We start from the raw sequence: 1,609 nt of genomic DNA, 5'->3' as shown, positions 1-1,609 counted from the left end.
GAAAGGTTCGTAGCGGATCCTTTCGGTGAGCGGGGTTCGAGGTTGTATCGCACGGGGGATCTGGTGCGGTGGAACACCAATGGCGATCTCGAGTATCTGGGTCGCACCGACTTCCAGGTGAAGCTGCGGGGTCTGCGGATCGAGCTGGGGGAGATCGAGGCGGTTCTGAGCGGTTGTGCGGGTGTGGCGCAGGCGGTGGCGGTGTTGCACCGTGATTCGCATGTGGGCGATCAGGTCGTGGGTTATGTGGTGGCCGGCAGGGACGTCGACCTGGATCCCGAGGTTTTGCGTGCTCGGGTGGGTGAGTCGTTGCCGGCGTACATGGTGCCCTCGAATGTGATGGTGCTCGACGCGTTCCCGATCGCGGCGTCCGGGAAGTTGGATCGCAAAGCGTTGCCGGCGCCGGAGTTCGTCGCGCGGGAGTTCCGGGCGCCGACGAACCCGGTCGAAGAGACCGTCGCCGGGATCTTCGAGGAGGTGCTCGGGGTCGAGCGGGTCGGGTTGGACGATGACTTCTTCGCGTTGGGTGGCAACTCGCTGATCGCGACGCAGGTGGTGTCCCGGTTGGGTGCAGCGTTGGATACACGGGTGCCGGTGCGGGTGATGTTCGAGGCGTCTACGGTCGAAGCGCTGGCGGTCCGCGCCGAGCAGCATGTCGGCGAGGGTGCGCGTGTGGCGTTGACCCGCCGCGAAAAACCGGATCGTATTCCGTTGTCGTTGGCGCAGCAGCGGATGTGGTTCTTCAACCAGTTCGACCCGGAGTCGGCGGCGTTCAACATTCCGTTGGCGATGAGGTTGTCCGGCGATCTGGATGTCAGCGCGCTGCGGGCCGCGGTGAACGACGTCATCAACCGGCACGAAGCGCTGCGGACGATGTTCCCGGATTCGGATGAGGGTCCGTCGCAGGTGATCGTCCCGGTATCCGCGTTGTCGTTGGATCTGGTTCCGGAGCGGGTGGTTCCGGAGCAGGCGCATGCCCGGGTATTCGAGTTCGTCGGCCGCGGTTTCGACGTGGCCAGGGAAGTTCCATTGCGTGTGAAGCTCTTTCAGCTCGGCGAGGACGATTCCGTGCTCGCGTTGGTCGTGCACCATATCTCCAGCGACGGTGGCTCGACCGCCCCGATGTCGCGGGACATAGCAGTGGCGTATGCCGCTCGCCGGGAAGGACACGAGCCGGGGTGGTCGCCACTCGAGGTGCAGTACGCCGATTACACGTTGTGGCAGCAGGAGGTACTCGGTGGCGAGGACGACTCGGAGTCGTTGATCTCGCGGCAGCTTCGGTACTGGACAGAGGCGTTGGCGGATCTGCCGGATCTCCTGGGGCTCCCGACGGATCATCCGCGTCCCCCGGTGCAGTCGTCTCGGGGTGCGGTCGTGAACTTCTCGGTGGGGTCGGACCTCGCCGATCGGATCGATCGGCTTGCGCGTGAGAACAACTCGACCCTGTTCATGGTGGTCCATGCGGCGTTGACGGTGCTTCTCGCGCGGCTCAGCGGTGCCGAGGACATACCTGTCGGTGTTCAGGTCGCCGGACGCGGCGAGGCGGCACTCGACGATCTGGTGGGCATGTTCGGGAATACGCTGGTGCTGCGTAACCGTGTCGACCTTG

1 protein-coding gene is annotated in these 1,609 nt (G+C 64.8%); it reads left to right on the top strand.

The features are described from left to right. Positions 1-1,609 (top strand): condensation domain-containing protein (locus WAW17_RS11390; protein ID WP_422333088.1); only part of this gene is annotated, 1,609 nt, incomplete at both ends.

It is taken from the genome of Rhodococcus sp. (in: high G+C Gram-positive bacteria) (assembly GCF_049286785.1).
Lineage (GTDB): Bacteria > Actinomycetota > Actinomycetes > Mycobacteriales > Mycobacteriaceae > Rhodococcus_F.
The sequence above is the reverse complement of the archived record's forward strand: the minus strand, read 5'-3'. Positions and strand labels throughout refer to the sequence as shown.